Here is a 15,356-nt window from a genome sequence, read left to right on the forward strand (position 1 = left end):
TACTGGTCACTGGCTGGATAGATGCTGGCGCAAAAACGGCACGAAGCCGTTTTGCGTCGGACCGATTTGCTTGACGCAATCATCGTAGTCAGAGCCTTGCGCGCGATCGGGACCATACATGCCACGGCATTGCGCATACAGCGTGATCGTCGCCCCGCTGCCCTTGGCCACGCGCGTGGCCGAATAGACCGCCTTGCCCGAGCGGCTCGGAACGTCGGTCTCGATCGCTACGGCGTCCGCGCGAACGATCGATGTGGAAGAGTGCGCCGCCACGTAGTCCTTCGTGAGTGCCCAGGCTCTGTCGCACTGCGTCTGATCCGCGCACGCAATGGCAGCGTTACGCTGCGCGGCATCGAGCAGGTTCTCCGAGCGGGTGAAGTCACGCGCTTGCGTCTCCTCCTTTTCGGCGGACATACACCCACTCAGGGCAAGCGCAGCAAGCGCAATAGCGATAGTTGTTTTCACAGGTTCAAGATCCGATGGCGAATTCCGGTGAGGATTATAGTCGCCCTCAACAGGGACTCGCAGGTTCGGAACGGCCATCGGAAAGCTGCCGGCGCGGTGATGTCCCTCACCGCCCGCATGACTTTCGTTTTGTGTGCGCGGCTAAGGCACATCACCGAGTCACATCACCGCCCGGCCTTCACGCAGCCTCAACTCGCGTAGCCAACCACCCCCTTGATCTCCAGAAAGTCCTCTAGACCGAACTCGCCATACTCGCGGCCATTGCCGGACTGCTTGAAGCCGCCGAACGGCGCATCTGGACTGTAGTCCGCGTAGTTCAGATAGATCGTGCCGGTGCGCAGGCGCTTCGCCACAGCATGCGCATGCTCGATCGACGCGGATTGCACATAGCCCGCGAGGCCATAGAGACTGTCGTTGGCCATCGCGATCGCCTCGTCTTCGGAGTCGTAGCCGAGAATCGACAGCACCGGTCCGAAAATCTCTTCGCGCGCGATCGTCATGTTCGGTGTGACATTGCCGAATACCGTCGGGCGCACGAAGTAGCCCTCTTTCAAGCCTTCGGGGCGGCCCGGGCCGCCGGCCACCAGCGTCGCGCCCTCTTCGATGCCCACACCGATCAGCCGCTGGATCTTGTCGAACTGCTGCTCGCTGATGACAGGCCCAAGATCGATGCCCTTGGCATCCGCGGGACCGACGACCAGTGCTTCAGCCGCCTCCTTCGCATACGTCAATGCCTCCTCCAGGCGTGCGCGCGGCACGAACATGCGGGTGGGCGCATCGCACGACTGGCCGCTGTTGTCGAAACACGCACGTGCACCACGCATCACTGCCTGCTTCAGATCGGCATCTTCAAGAATCAGGTTGGCCGATTTGCCGCCCAGTTCCTGATGCACGCGTTTGACCGTATCCGCCGCGGCCTTTGCGACCTGCACGCCCGCACGCGTCGAACCGGTAAACGACATCATGTCGATGTCCGGATGACGCGACATCGCCTCACCCACCGTCGCACCTTCGCCGTTCACAAGGTTGAACACGCCCGCCGGCACACCCGCTTCGTCGAGGATCTCGGCAAAGATGATGCCGGAGAGCGGCGCCAGTTCCGAGGGCTTGAGCACCATCGTGCAGCCGGCCGCGAGCGCGGGCACGACCTTGGTGGCGATCTGCAAGGCGGGCCAGTTCCACGGCGTAATCAGCCCGCACACGCCGACCGCTTCCTTACGGATCAGAATGCTGCTCTTCACGTACTCGAATTCGAACGTGTCGAGGGTGCGGATCATCGTCTCCAGATGCGCGACGCCGGTCCATGCCTGCGCGTCGTTCGCATATTGGAGCGGCGCCCCCATCTCACGGCTGATCGCATGCACCATGTCGTCGTAGCGCTTGCGGTAGACGTCGAGGATCGCTTGCAGCAGATCGATTCGCTGCGCGATCGTCGTCTCGCTGTAGGCCGGAAAGGCACGCTTCGCAGCCACTACCGCGCGGTCGACATCGGCCGCGCTGCCGAGCGAAATCTGCGCGAACGCAGTGGCCGTGGACGGATCGATCACGTCGAGCGTGGCAGCGCCGGCCGGGTTTTGCGGATCGACCCATTGGCCGTCGATATAAAACTGCCTGGCATGTTGCAGTTGCATGGCTTAGTCCTTTATATGAATTGTGTTAGGTCAGACGGCGGGCCGCAGATCGCGCCCCTAGCGGTATCGAAGGCTTTACATCGACGCCGCTCAATCTGAATGTCTTCAAATCGAAATTCATCGCTACGCAGCTTTGGCTCAGACTCCGGTTCTGCTTCGATTTCGTCATCGAATCACATCAACCAGGAGAGACACATGAGCACCATCACTTTCACCCGCATCGACGCTAAAGGCCCCGGCGCTTCCGGCCTGAACCCTGCCCTGCACGATCCTGCCGACGTCATTCTGGACGGCGCCAAGGCACCGCACGCCCTCAACGCCTTCTCCGACGCGGCCAACATGTTGTCCGCCGGCGTATGGCAATGCGACGCGGGCACGCTGAAACTGGCCGACCTGCCGATCCACGAAGTCTGCGTGCTGATCGAAGGCGAAGTCGTTATCACCAGCGACGACGGCCGCAGCGAACGCTATGCCGCCGGCGACGCCTTCATCCTGCACAAGGGCTTCTCGGGCACGTGGCACATGCCGGTGGCGACCAAGAAGTACAGCATCGTGTACTGCGGTTGATTCATACTGCATCACACCGTTACTTCATCAAGAACCGCACCCGTTAAGGTGCGGTTTTTTTATTCTGGCGGCAATCAATAAAAAACCGCCAGACACATCAACAACGTCGCGACACCCTGCGCCACTACATCGGGAAACCCAGCGCCTTGATCGAATTGATCCACAGACGCCGCCAGCCGCCGCGATCGTCGGCGCCATCGAATGCGTTGAAGGTGATCTTCGCGGCAATCCAGCGCAGCGGCTCCGGCGGGATGTACGACGGCCCTTTGCGCGAAATATCCAGCGACGTAATCAGCGTATCGCGATTCCACAGCATGTCGAGGCCCATCTTCGCGCCGAAGCGGCTGCCCGCCACGCCAAAGCCCGTATAGCCCGCGACGAACACGCTCTTGCCGCCGTGATAGCGGCGCGCGAACACCGCGCCGCGTGAGCAGTAGTCGATCGGGCCGCCCCATGCATGGGTGAAGCGCACGTCCCCCAGTTGCGGGAAGGTACGATAGAACGCTTCGGCGAGCTTGTAGTAGGTGCTCTCGTCACGATCCGCTGCCGGATTCGGATCGCCGCCAAAGTGATAGCTCACACGGCCGCCGAAGATGATCCGGTTGTCTTTGGTGAGACGGAAATAATTGAGCTGCGTACGCGTATCGTAAATGCCCTGCCGATTGTTCCAGCCGATGCGCGCCATCTGCTCGTCGCTCAAAGGCGCGGTCGCGATGATGTGATCGCGCACCTGCATCACGCGGCGCTTGATGTCGGTCACGCCAACATCGGCCGTGCCGGTGCCGAGCAGCACGCGTCGCGTTTCGATGCGGCCCGCCTGCGTATGCACGATCATCGTCGCGCCGAGATCTTCCATACGCGTGATCGGCGAGTGTTCATGCAAACGCACGCCGAGTTTCAGCGCAGCCGCTTTCAGGCCCCATGCGAGCTTTGCCGGGTGAATCGTGCCGCTGCGATTACGCGACCACATCGCGCCTGCGAACAACGGCGAATCGAGTTGTTCGCGGGCGCCCTTGCTGTCGAGCAGCACGACATCATGACCGTGCGCCACGTGCAGCTCGTAATCGCCTTTCAGATGATCGAGGTGCCCGGGATCGACGGCCACCGTCATCTCGCCATTCCATTCGACATCCGCTTCAATGCCGTAGCGTGTCAACGATTCCTTGAAGCCGTCGAGATTCTCCTGGCCCAGCTTTTCCAGCACGTCGAGGTCTTGCGGAAAGACCCGCGTCGCATTCGGCAGACCATGCATCACCGACGTGGAAATGATCCCGCCCGGACGACCCGACGCACCGTAGGCCACCTTCCCTGCTTCGACCAGCACGACGTCGAGCGACGGGTCTGCTTCTTTCGCCTGAATCGCGGCCCACAACCCGGTAAAGCCACCGCCCACCACCACCAGATCCGCGGAAGTCGGACCGATCAATTCCCGTTCGACAGCCGGTGCGCGCGGATTGTCCAGCCAGAACGGAAACAGCTTTACACCTTCAAACGCGCGCTTTACTGACTCGCTCATTTTGTTTGCCTACTCAACTTGAATACCATTGCATTTACTGCGTGACTGTTGGTTTGGTGCGGCCTCAGTGGTGCCTGACCGCGCCTGACCCGGCAGCATCGAACCGCACTGTTCAGCCCGCATCCTGCGTGTCCAGTGCTTCTTCGCGTTCGCGTTGCACGGCGGCCTGCTGCGGTTGCGATACCGGTTGCGCTTTCGATTGCACCTTCATTTGTGGCTTCAATTGCGACCCGACAGTTTTAAGCTTAGTCGCCGGAACCACCGGATGCACGGTCACATTGCGCTGCAAACCGCTGCGCAACCAACGGCGGCCAAGCGGCCCATACACGCCATCCGGTTCAGGAAAGCACTGCAGCAACGCGATATACAACGCACAGGCCAACGTCAACGAAACCGGCATGCTGATGTCGAGACCACCGGCAAGTTGCCCGAGCGGACCGACGAACTGATCCGGCAAATTGACGAAGCACAGACCGACCACCGCGCTCGGAATCCACGCGCCCATCGCGCGCCAGTTCCAACCGTGCGTGAACCAGTAGTGACCGCCACGGCCGCCGCGATTGAACACCTGCAGATCGTCGGACAGATAGAAGCCGCGCCGCGTCACGAAGCCGATGATCATGATCACCATCCACGGGCAGCTGCAGACGTTGATCAGCACCGAGAACGTCGACACGCTTTCGACCAGATTGAACGCGAAGCGGCCGAGAAAGATGAAGCCGATTGCGAGGCTGCCGATCAGCAACGTGGCGCGCACGCGGTTCAGAAACTTCGGAAACATGCTCGACATGTCGAGCCCGGTGCCGTACAGCGCCGTGGTTCCCGTCGACATCCCGCCGATGATCGCAATCAGGCACACCGGCAAAAAGAACCAGTTCGGCGAGATCGCCAACAAACCGCCCACGTAGTTATTCGAGGCGATGAAATCCGGCGCCTTGCTGGCGATGATCGTCGCGGTGGCAAGACCAAAGAAGAAAGGCACGAAGGTGGCCAGTTGCGCGAGCATCACCGCGAGGATCGTGCGTTTCTTCGGTGTGTTCTGCGGAATATAGCGGGCCCAGTCGCCGAGCGTGCAGGCGAACGACACCGGATTGCTCATCGCAACCAGCACGGCGCTTACGAACGCCGGCCAGAAACCGACCGACCCGAGCGCCACCTTGCCGGCGTACGCGCTATTGAACGGCCCGGCGAACGCCACGATGCCGACCACGAACAGCAAACTCGCCGCCCACACGGCGATCTTGTTGACCCACAACATGAAGCGGAAGCCATAGACGCAGACGGTCAGCACCAGTACCGCAAAGAGACCGTATGCGAAGCTCAGCGTCATCCAGTTGACCGGCAGGCCGAGCAGATGATTCGCGCCGCCCACGAGCGCGTCGCCCGAACTCCACACCGCCAGCGAAAAGAACGCGACGGCGGTCAACACCGCCAGAAAGGAGCCGACGATCCGGCCATGAATACCGAAGTGCGCGCCCGACGAAACCGGATCGCTCGTGCCGTTGCGCGGACCGAACAGACCCATCGGCGCAAGAATGCACGAACCGATCACCACGCCGAGCACGATCGAATAAACGCCCGCCTTGAACGACAAACCGAGCAGCACCGGGAAACTGCCGAGCACCGACGTCGAAAAAGTATTGCAACCGCCGAACAGCAAGCGGAACAGATCGATCGGCCGCGCATAACGCGAGCGATCCGGAATGCGTTCAAAACCGAATGTTTCGACTTGGGTGATGCTATTACTGCTCATTGTCTCCAACTCCTGTAACGGCCAGGTCAATCACAATGGCTCACCACGGGGATGCGGCGTCCACTTTTCTCAGATGTCTGGACGTCACTGTAAAGACAATCAGCGCGTGCAAAAATATCGGCCGCGCAACCTTTACTTCGATCGCGGGCGATGTGACCCGAAATGCCCGTCCCACAAGGCTTCGCGGATACAACTAAAGGCCGCTCGGGGACTTCCTTCGGGCATGGCAGAGCACAAACGTCGAAGCGAATAGCGAGAATCCGCGCCTTAGACCGGACCTGCCTCACGCGCCTGGCGGCGCCGCTTCGCCGCGGCCACAGTCGGCACCGGCACCGGCACCGCGCCGGACATGCCGTGTTCGATCAGAAAATCGCGGAACAGCCCGGCGACATGTGGCAGGCGTTTGTCGGACACATGCATCACGTACCAGTCGCGCTCGATCGGATTGGCGGGCAAGGGCAGCAACGCCAGCAAGCCGGCCTGAAATTCCAGCGAGCACGCATGCAGCGACAGAAACGCGACGCCCAAACCCGCCTCGACCAGTTGCTTGATCGCCTCGTTGCTCGAGAGTTCGGAGCCGATATGCAGCTTGTGCCCGGCGAGTCGAAACAGATTCTCGACGGTTGAACGCGTGCCCGACCCCCGCTCCCGCACAAACAGATTCGCCGTTTGCAGATCGTCCAGCGACAGGCGCTTTTTCTTCATCAGCGCATGGGCGGGCGAGGCGACGAACGCCATGGGATGCTTCGCGAAGGCGGTAGCCACCGTGCGCAATTCGCGCGGCGCGCTGCCCATCACCGCAAGATCGATCTCGTGCGTGGCCAGCATGCGGATGATGTCGGCGCGATTGCCGACCTTGAACTGCACCTTCACTTGCGGACGCAACTCGGTGAAGCGCACCAGAAAAGGCGGGATCAGATATTCGGCGGTCGTGATCGCACCGATGCGCAGCGTGCCGCCCTGCTCGCCGTGCAACGCGGCGAGATCATCCGCCGCACCATTCCATAGATCGAGGATTTCCAGCGCATAACGCGCGAGGATTTCGCCCGCAGCGGTCAACTGCACGCCACGGCCCACCCGCTGCAACAGCGGCGCCCCCGCCGCCTCTTCGAGCAGACGCACCTGGAGTGACACCGCCGGTTGCGTGAGCTTCAGTTCTTCGGCCGCGCGCGACACGCTGCCGAGCTTCGCGACCGTATGCAAGGCTTTCAATTGACGGAACGTGGCGGCTTTTAACATAAGTGAAAACCTATATGTTCTGTATAAACATTAAATTGTGCTGCGGTTTCAGCCGATTCTATACTGGCCCTGACAGATGAGGCCGATGAATACCGGGAATAGCCCGCAAACCCCTTCACCGGCTGAGCACAGACAACTTCAGGAGGATACGGATCATGGCCGCAATCGATCAGCAAACAACCCCTGGCGCGCAATCCACGCAATCCGCGCAGCCCATGCTGCACGACGCGGCGCCAGCGGCGGCGCATCGCGTCGTGATCGTCGGCGGCGGAGTCGGCGGCCTTGGGCTCGCTACGCGGCTGTCGGAAACGCTGGGACGCGCCGGTCTCGCGCAGGTCGTGCTGGTGGATCGCTGGCCGACGCATTTCTGGAAGCCCTTGCTGCATGAAGCCGCATCGGGCCAACTCGATCCGGCCACGCATCAACTGCAATATGCGGTGCAAGCGCAACGGCATGGTTTCGAATTCGAACAGGGCGAACTCGCCGCGCTCGATCGTACGAACCGGCACATCACCCTGAATGCGCTCCACGACGCCGACGGCCGCGAAATCCTGCCGTCACGGCAGCTTGCATTCGACACGCTGGTCCTGGCAATGGGCAGTGTCACGCAATATTTCGGCGTGCCCGGCGCGGCCGAACACGCATTGCCGCTCGAATCGGTCGCCCATGCGGAAGCGTTTCGCCGCAGGCTGCTCGATGCCTGTCTGCGGGCGAACCATGCGCGCCGCGCGCAGACCGCCGGGGCGGACACGCCGGTATCGATCAACATCATCGGCGCGGGAGCAACAGGCGTTGAACTCGCTGCTGCGTTGCGCGATACGGTGCGTCTGCTGAACCGCTATAGCCCGTTTTCGCTCGACCCCGTGCGCGACTTCCGTATCCGTCTGATCGAAAGCAGCGAGCGCGTGTTGCCCGCACTGTCTGAAACGATCTCGGCGCGCGCGCAAAAGATGCTCGGCAGTCTTGGTGTCGACGTATTGAACGCAACGCGCGTCACCGAAGTGCGCGCCGATGCCGTGCTGACGAATGAAGGCACGCCGCTCGCCAGCGACATCGCCATCTGGACTGCCGGCATTGCGGGCCCACCGGTGTTGCGTACGCTGGACGGCATCGCGGTGAATCGCAACGCACAGGTGCAGGTGAACCGCACGCTGCAATGCACGAACGACGCGAACATCTTTGGACTCGGCGATTGTGCGGCCTGCCCTTCTTCGGAGAACGCGGACGCGTTTCTGGCGCCGCGCGCTCAGGTCGCGCACCAACAGGCGCAGTTTCTGGCGCGTGCGCTGAAGTGCAGGATAGCGGGAGAGCCCTTACCGGAGTTCGTCTATCGCGACGCCGGCACGTTGGTCGGCTTCGGCCGCGAAGGCACGATCGGCAGCCTGAGCAATAGCTTGCTGACGCAGCCGGTGTTCGTCGACGGCTGGCTGGCGACTGCCGTCTACAAGCTCATCTATCGCCGCCACGTGATGACGTTGACCGGCTTCGCACGCATGGCGCTCGATTCGGCGAGCCACTGGTTGCGTAGACGTGTGCATCCGGTGATCCGACTGCATTGAGAACTTTCGAAGCGCGCACGCGCGGAGCCCGGTCAAGGGTCCCGCGCGTGCGCGTCGCTGCCTGTATGTCGCGCTACTCTGCCTGAAAAGCGTCCGCTATCGAGCGGGTGGCGCCCGCCGGCGGACACGGCTGCGGGTACTGGCTATCGGGCACATCCATACAGCCCGACGCGCGCGCGGCAGCGAGTTCACGCTTTACCTCTTCGCGGGTCTTTCCCCGCGGTACTTGCGGTACCTGCGGCACCTGCAGAACTCGCGGCTCCTGCCTCACTTGCGAAGCTTGTTGAGGCCCCGGTGCTGCGGCACCGCGCAAGCTCTCTACCTGCGGCTTCGGCAACACCCGTTCGTGAAATTTGTAGAACTCATGAGGCCCCGGCGTGGGCTCGCTCAACGGGATAGTGTCGACGGCCACCGCCGCACTCACACAGGCGCAACTCAGCGCGAATCCTGCCAACCACATCATGTTCCGCATGATCGATTCTCCGTTTGACTGAGTCCCGATGCTAAGCGTGGCCTGCTGCACAAACGTGAGCACCACATGACAAATCGGTCATCCGCGCCGCCATCGGTGCAACGCTGAAGGACTGCATGACGGAAATGTCACGTTGTTTTCATCTTGATATCGGTGAAGCGTTCATACGATGGACGCTCTCGACTTCGAACCGGAATCGCATGCGACGAGTCCAACCAATGCGATGCGTGGCGATACGGGCTTCGACCGTAAGAGCATGCGTGTCGCATCTCAAAAGACGGCTCCCCGGCTGCAAAGGCGAGACGCTCTCCCTAGCGGCGAGTCTGGTGGCCATCGCAATCGGCTCGCTCGCGTTCTGGCTAAACCAGCCCGCTCACCTGTTCAACGGTGGCGCGCCGACTTCCGCATCCAAAACCGAAGAGTCTTCTGCGTCCGCGATCCACGCGCCACTGAATCGCTTAAGTCCGCCGCTCACGCACGGATTGCTATCGCTTGAACTGCTTTCCGCAATGCAGCGCGACTCGCGAAGATTGATGCTCCAACGCGACACGATCGCCAACCTGCTCTGCGAACGGAAGACCTCTTCAACAGCTTCGCCGGCTTCCCACCTCGTTCGCGCACATAGCGCGTGCACCAACCGCGCAACGACACGTTGACGGTTCAGCAGGCTGCCCCACGCGAGGCCAGCACGATCGGCCCGATGACCCGCCGCCATCTTTCGACTCACGCAAGGCATGCAAGGATGAAAGCCATTTTGAAACACGCCATGGTATAAGTACTACATACATTCAGGAGGCCATGCTAACTGTGCCTACCCGATTTCGGCGACCACGCGTCTCAAAATTAATCGCCGCTTCGGTATGGTCAGATGCATGCCTGACGATATGAAAGAGAACATCAAAGCGATCCGTCTTTCGTCGATCGCGCTGCCAGCAGTCCACGGCGCGCTCGTCCGCATCCGCGCAACCGCATCGGCAGATTCAGTCCCGATAGTCGGACTCACACGCCTCAACCCGAACCACATCGCGCCTCCCTGCTGCCTCTCTCGGGGCAAGCCAGGCATGCGACTCGTTGGCGCCTGTGCTTACGCCCGTGCGTCATCGCGAAGGGTGCACGTACCCGCTCACGCTTAGCGGTGCTCACCGCGTCAAGAGCGGCCCCTATCCTCGCCCCCGCTTGCCGCGCCGCTCGCGCGGTTTGGCGCAGAGGGCGTCACCAGGAGAAAGACCATGCGAATTCTGATCGTCGAAGACGAAGCGAAAACCGGCACCTACCTCCGAAAGGGTCTGACAGAAGCGGGATTTGTCGCCGACTGGGTGAAAGACGGCGTGACCGGTCAGCATCTGGCGCTGACCGAGGACTACGACCTGATCATCCTTGACGTGATGCTGCCCGGTGTAGACGGCTGGACCGTACTGAAAAACCTGCGCCGCACACGTTCCACACCGGTATTGTTGCTCACCGCACGCGACGACCTGGACGACAAAGTGCGCGGCCTCGAAATGGGCGGTGACGATTATCTGGTCAAGCCCTTCGACTTTGCCGAATTACTGGCGCGCCTTCGCTCGATCTTGCGGCGTGGCCATGCGCGCGACGCCGCCTCGCTGCACGTCGCGGATCTGGCGCTCGACCTGACGCGCCGCAAGGCCACACGGCAAGGCGATACGATCCTGCTTACCGCGAAGGAATTTGCGCTGCTGTGGCTGCTGATGCGCCGCCACGGCGAGATTCTGCCACGCTCGACGATCGCCTCGCAGGTGTGGGACATGAATTTCGATAGCGACACCAACGTGGTCGATGCCGCGATCCGGCGCGTGCGTGCGAAGGTCGACGACAACTATGAACCCAAGCTGATCCACACGGTACGCGGCATGGGGTACGTGCTCGAAGAACGCAGCAGCGCGTCACGATGAAGTGGCGCCTGCCCTGCTCTATCTTCGCGCCGGTGGCGCGGTGGCTTCTGAAGCCACTCGCGCCGCTCATGCCGCACACCTTGAGGGCACGGCTCTCGATCCTGTTCGCGGTATCGACCTCCTGTTTGCTCGTATTCAACGGCGTGTTGCTGTATCACGGTCTGAAGACGCGCCTCGACTCGACCTCGGCGCGCGAGATGACGGCAACCCTCACCGCCTTGCAACTGAGCCTGCAAACCATGCCCGGATTGGACGCGGTCCGCGCCGATCGTGAAATCTGGTACGACCATCTACACGGCCATCAGAATCTCGACATCGCACTGTTCGATGCGCGTGGCGCGCCGCTCAACCGCACCAACGGCTACTCGCCGAATGCTGAATCGCTCGCGGTGCGCGCCGGGCTTGCGCCCGTACAGGTCAAGGTAGCAGGCATGCCAATGCGTTTTCTAGTGGCGATGGCGCCGCTCGGCGGCCAATCCGGCGCGCGCGTGCGCGTGGTCGTGCAATACGACGCCAGCGCCGAGGGGGCCTTGCTAAGCGCCTACGCGCTCAACGTGTTGTTCGTCAGCGTGATCGGCACGCTGGTGAACGCACTGTTGGCCTGGTGGATCGCGCGTTTCGGGCTGCGCCCGCTGGCCCGCCTGACCGCGCGCGCCGAGCAGATATCCAGCAGCCGCCTCGCGCAGCCGTTGCCCGAGCGTGACATGCCGGGCGAGCTGAAGGAATTGAGCCACGCCTTCAACCGGATGCTGGCGCGGCTGGACGAATCCTTCACGCGTCTCACGCAGTTCTCATCCGATCTTGCACACGACATGCGCACGCCGCTCACCAACTTGCTGGCCGAAGCGCAAGTCGCACTTTCGCAACCCCGTTCCGCCGACGATTACCGCGCGGTGATCGAGTCGAGCGTGGACGAATTCCAGCGCCTGTCGCGCCTGATCGACAGCATGCTGTTCCTCGCCCGCGCGGATAGCGCGCAACGCCGCTTGTCGCTGCAGCAAGTGGACGCGCGCAGCGAAGCGTTACGGGTCGCGGGCTACTACGAAAGCATGGCTGCGGACGCAGGCGTGGAGATCGTTGTGACGGGCAATGCAAGTTTCGATGGCGATGTGCTGCTCGTGCAGCGCGCGCTAAGCAATCTGGTCTCCAATGCATTGGCGCACGCGCCGCGCGGCAGCACGGTCGAACTGCATTGCGTCGAGCGGCTCCGCTATGCCCAACTATCCGTATCCGACATCGGCGCCGGCATCGCCGAGCCGCATCTGGAAAGAATCTTCGACCGCTTCTATCGCGTCGACCCGGCGCGCTACAACTCGGCGCGTGGCACCGGCCTCGGTCTTGCCATCGTCAAGTCGATCATGAACGAGCACCACGGCGAATGCAGTGTCGAAAGTATCCCGCACGTGCACACCACATTCAGCCTGCGCTTTCCGAAACAGCCCGCGGCTCTGCAGACGCCAAAAGTCCAGCGCGGGAGTCTTCGCAGACGGCGCGGCAAAAAAGAGGAAATGACGTAATTGTCATCTCGCGATCACCGCCGCCTCATGCCTCCCCATGCAGAATGAGTCATACCGGATACAACTTCGGTATGCAAATCATTCATGGAAAGATAGATGAAATCGAAACGAATTATTCTAGCCACCATTCTCATGAGCGCGCTGTCCACATCGGCGCTGGCGAACAACGGCGACAGCGTCTCCGCACAGGGCGAATCGAACCGGATCGCACCGCCATCGTCGAAAAACGAATCTACCGCGCGAGCGCACCCACTCGGAAAAACACGCGCACAGGTCCGCAAGGAGCTCATCGACGCGCGCCGTGCGGGAACCATCCCGACCACTGAGGCCGACTATCCGCCAAGCCAGCGCACCATCGACGCGAACCGCGCCCGCAACCAGATTTTCGAGAATTTCTGGAGCAGCAAGGACTGAAGCGGACGCAACGACAAGGAGCACCACCGATGACCTACCCTCAACGCATGCTGGTCGAAAACCTCGCCTGGTCCGAAGAAATCAGCACCCGCGATCCGGCCTATTTCCAGCGCCTCGCCAGCGACCAGCGGCCCAACGTGTTGTGGCTCGGCTGCTCTGACAGCCGCGTATCCGAAGTCATTACCCGCGCAATGCCCGGCGAGATCTTCGTTCACCGCAATATCGCGAATCTGGTCGGCGAACACGACGACAGTCTCGCGAGCGTACTCGAATATGCGATCGTCGTGCTGCGCGTGCAGCACATCATCGTATGCGGCCATCATTGCTGCGGCGGTGTGCAGGCGGCGTTGCGCCCGCCGGCGGCCGCGCTGCCTAACGTCAATCGCCGCATCGAGCCGATTCGTCGCCTGGCCGCACTGCATACCACTGAACTCCGTCTGCTGGAGGATTTCGACGCACGCGCCGACCGGCTCGCCGAGCTCAACGTGCTGGCGCAGGTACAGGCCCTGCACGCGATGCCGCTGATTCAAAGCGCACAACGTCCCGTGCAGATTCACGGCTGGATTTTTTCAATGCACGACGGCCGCCTGAAGGCGCTGACCGCCCCGCAGTGGGCGCTCAGCGACGCCGCCGACGCCCACGAGGCGGTCGGCTAACCGCCGGAGCCGCACGCGTCCTGGTACCGGCGCATGCGAAACGGCAACGCGATCACCGCGTAACCCGCCACGTCCGAGTCGGCGATCCGCTTCTTCTGCGAGCGCCGCTCTCCTCCCCCAGTTCGTCCCCAGCTTCGAGGTAAGTCTCACGATGACGCAAGCTCACGCCACCCCACCTCATGCCTCTCCCCCCCAAGCTCGCCCGGCATCGGCCTGGCGCACCGATCTGCTGGCCGGCATCAGCGTCTTCCTGATCGCGCTGCCGCTGTGTCTGGGCATTGCGACCGCCTCCGGCGTGGCGCCGTTCGCCGGCATTCTCGCCGGCGTGATCGGCGGGCTCGTGGTAGCACTGCTGAGCGGTTCGCGGCTGAGCGTAAGCGGCCCGGCAGCCGGTCTGGTGGTGATCGTCGTGCAGGCGCTTGCCACGCTGGGCAGTTTCCCGGCGTTTCTGAGCGCGTTGGTGCTCGCGGGCGCCTTGCAATTGATGTTCGGTTTCCTGCGCGCCGGCAAACTGGCGAGTTACGTGCCCACGCCCGTGATCAACGGCATGCTCGCCGCGATCGGCATTCTGCTGATCATGAACCAGCTGCCGCTGGCAGTGGGTATCGCCAATGGCGGCATTTCCGTCGCGATGCCGTTGCTGGCGCTCGCGTCGCTGGCAATTCTCCTCGCGTGGGAAACGCCCCGATTGCGCGCCTTCGCCCTCGTCCGCGCGATTCCCGCGCCGCTCGCCGTCGTGTCTTTCGGCATTGCCGCGACCGCGCTCATCGACACATTCGCGCCAGACGTGGCACTCGCGTCCACACAGCGCGTCGCGATGCCGCCACTCGGCTCGTGGGATGCGCTGCGCCAGGCATTCACCTTCCCGGATCTCGCGCAGTGGCTCAGCCGCGATGTATGGCGCGTGGCCGTGGTGATCGCCATCGTCGCGAGTCTGGAGACCTTGCTGAGTCTCGAAGCACTCGAACAGATCGACCCGGACCATCAAAAAGCGGCGCCTGATCGCGAACTGAAGGCCCAAGGTGTCGGCAACCTGCTCGCCGGCCTGCTCGGCGCCTTGCCGCTCACCGCCGTGGTGGTGCGCAGCGCCGCCAACGTGCATGCAGGCGCGCGCGGCCGCCTGTCGTGCGTGACTCATGGCGTCATGCTGCTGATCGCCTGTCTCGCGTTGACCAGCGTGATCAATATGATTCCGCTCGCAAGCCTCGCGGCGATCCTGATTCATACCGGCTACAAACTCGCCAAGCCGCAATTGTTCGTGTCGATGGGTAAGGCGGGGTTCGCGCAGTTCGTGCCGTTCATCGGCACGATCGCGGGCGTGCTGGCGACTGATCTCCTGATCGGCATAGCGATCGGCTTCGCGCTGAGCGTCATGCTGGTGGTCGAGCGCAACATCCGCCGCGTGTTGAGTTTTACACGCGACGGCGACCACTATCTGCTGACCGTGCGCAAGAGCGCGACCTTCTTCTGCACACCGCAACTCAAGCACTATCTCGCGCAGATTCCGTCGGGCGCGACCTTGATTTTCGATGCGACGCATGCCGATCATATCGACCACGACGTGCACCAGGTGGTCGACAGTTACGCGGCGCGGGCGGGTGCTAGCGGCGTGCGCGTCGAGTACAAGCAGTGGCCGGCGCGCCGCTGATTGAGG

The 15,356-nt window shown here is 62.3% G+C and carries 13 protein-coding genes; 7 read left to right on the forward strand and 6 right to left on the reverse strand.

Annotated features, from left to right (window positions below; translation table 11 throughout):
* Positions 1-6: 6 nt before the first annotated feature.
* Both HHL24_RS32570 and HHL24_RS32575 read right to left on the reverse strand, forming a co-directional pair.
* A complete protein-coding gene (locus HHL24_RS32570; RefSeq protein WP_206003115.1) occupies positions 7-414 on the reverse strand; it encodes a hypothetical protein in 408 nt (135 codons plus the stop codon).
* 239 nt (positions 415-653) lie between these two features.
* Positions 654-2,090, reverse strand: coding sequence for an aldehyde dehydrogenase family protein (locus tag HHL24_RS32575; RefSeq protein WP_169489451.1), 1,437 nt, complete (start codon positions 2,088-2,090; stop codon positions 654-656).
* A gap of 201 nt (positions 2,091-2,291) precedes the next feature.
* On the opposite strand from HHL24_RS32575, the gene HHL24_RS32580 reads away from it, so the two are divergent.
* Entirely contained in the window at positions 2,292-2,663 is a 372-nt protein-coding gene (locus tag HHL24_RS32580; protein WP_169489416.1) for a cupin domain-containing protein, read from the forward strand.
* A 124-nt stretch (positions 2,664-2,787) separates the two neighbouring features.
* Here the strand turns inward: HHL24_RS32580 and HHL24_RS32585 are convergent, their stop codons facing one another.
* The 3 genes from HHL24_RS32585 to HHL24_RS32595 all read right to left on the reverse strand — a co-directional run bounded on the left by HHL24_RS32585 (position 2,788) and on the right by HHL24_RS32595 (position 7,171).
* Positions 2,788-4,179: an NAD(P)/FAD-dependent oxidoreductase gene (locus tag HHL24_RS32585; RefSeq protein ID WP_169489417.1), complete on the reverse strand. Its 1,392-nt coding sequence runs from the start codon at positions 4,177-4,179 to the stop codon at positions 2,788-2,790.
* A gap of 112 nt (positions 4,180-4,291) precedes the next feature.
* On the reverse strand, positions 4,292-5,932 hold the full coding sequence (locus HHL24_RS32590; protein WP_169489418.1) for a purine-cytosine permease family protein: 1,641 nt from the start codon (positions 5,930-5,932) through the stop codon (positions 4,292-4,294).
* A gap of 267 nt (positions 5,933-6,199) precedes the next feature.
* The gene (locus HHL24_RS32595) at positions 6,200-7,171 is read right to left on the reverse strand and encodes a LysR family transcriptional regulator (protein ID WP_169489419.1); all 972 of its coding nucleotides are present in this window, start codon (positions 7,169-7,171) and stop codon (positions 6,200-6,202) included.
* A gap of 215 nt (positions 7,172-7,386) precedes the next feature.
* On the opposite strand from HHL24_RS32595, the gene HHL24_RS32600 reads away from it, so the two are divergent.
* Positions 7,387-8,730, forward strand: a complete 1,344-nt coding sequence (locus tag HHL24_RS32600) for an NAD(P)/FAD-dependent oxidoreductase (protein ID WP_206003119.1) — start codon at positions 7,387-7,389, stop codon at positions 8,728-8,730.
* A gap of 73 nt (positions 8,731-8,803) precedes the next feature.
* Here the strand turns inward: HHL24_RS32600 and HHL24_RS32605 are convergent, their stop codons facing one another.
* A complete protein-coding gene (locus tag HHL24_RS32605; protein WP_169489421.1) occupies positions 8,804-9,202 on the reverse strand; it encodes a DUF4148 domain-containing protein in 399 nt (132 codons plus the stop codon).
* A gap of 1,229 nt (positions 9,203-10,431) precedes the next feature.
* Here HHL24_RS32605 and irlR point away from each other — a divergent pair.
* The 5 genes from irlR (at position 10,432) to HHL24_RS32630 (ending at position 15,350) form a co-directional block, all read left to right on the forward strand.
* A complete protein-coding gene (gene irlR, locus HHL24_RS32610; protein ID WP_169489422.1) occupies positions 10,432-11,115 on the forward strand; it encodes a heavy metal response regulator transcription factor IrlR in 684 nt (227 codons plus the stop codon).
* A 68-nt stretch (positions 11,116-11,183) separates the two neighbouring features.
* Positions 11,184-12,632 carry a heavy metal sensor histidine kinase gene (locus tag HHL24_RS32615; RefSeq protein ID WP_230417655.1) on the forward strand — a complete coding sequence of 483 codons (1,449 nt, stop codon included), beginning with the start codon at positions 11,184-11,186 and terminating at the stop codon, positions 12,630-12,632.
* Between the two features lie 96 nt (positions 12,633-12,728).
* A complete protein-coding gene (locus HHL24_RS32620; RefSeq protein ID WP_169489424.1) occupies positions 12,729-13,046 on the forward strand; it encodes a DUF4148 domain-containing protein in 318 nt (105 codons plus the stop codon).
* 29 nt (positions 13,047-13,075) lie between these two features.
* Entirely contained in the window at positions 13,076-13,702 is a 627-nt protein-coding gene (locus HHL24_RS32625; protein WP_169489425.1) for a carbonic anhydrase, read from the forward strand.
* Between the two features lie 151 nt (positions 13,703-13,853).
* Positions 13,854-15,350 carry a SulP family inorganic anion transporter gene (locus HHL24_RS32630; protein WP_169489426.1) on the forward strand — a complete coding sequence of 499 codons (1,497 nt, stop codon included), beginning with the start codon at positions 13,854-13,856 and terminating at the stop codon, positions 15,348-15,350.
* Positions 15,351-15,356 lie beyond the last annotated feature (6 nt).

It is taken from the genome of Paraburkholderia polaris, from assembly GCF_012927345.1.
GTDB lineage: Bacteria > Pseudomonadota > Gammaproteobacteria > Burkholderiales > Burkholderiaceae > Paraburkholderia > Paraburkholderia polaris.